1 protein-coding gene is annotated in these 268 nt (G+C 45.5%); it reads left to right on the top strand.

The genetic code is table 11. The features are described 5' to 3' along the window. A partial coding sequence (locus CF394_RS03390) for a carboxymuconolactone decarboxylase family protein (protein ID WP_243370653.1) occupies window positions 1–268 on the top strand: 268 nt, incomplete at both ends.

Here is a 268-nt window from a genome sequence, read left to right as displayed (position 1 = left end):
GGACGAGATATACTAGGAGAATTCGGGCCAAAGTTTGCTGAACTTAACGATGATGTTCTGTTCGGTGACATTTGGGCAAGAGAGGAAGAACTGTCTCCGCGGGATCGCAGCATGATTACAGTTTCTGCGTTAATTGCTGGAGGAAGCTTCGAACAATTGACTCCGCATCTTCAAAAAGCGAAGGAAAACGGATTAACAAAAGAGGAAATTGCAGAAATCATCACTCACCTCTCGTTTTATGCCGGATGGCCCAAAGCTTGGTCAGCAT

The sequence above is a fragment of the Tetzosporium hominis genome, assembly GCF_002265435.1.
Classification (GTDB): Bacteria; Bacillota; Bacilli; order Bacillales_A; family Planococcaceae; genus Chryseomicrobium; species Chryseomicrobium hominis.
This window is presented reverse-complemented; position numbering and strand designations above follow the sequence as displayed.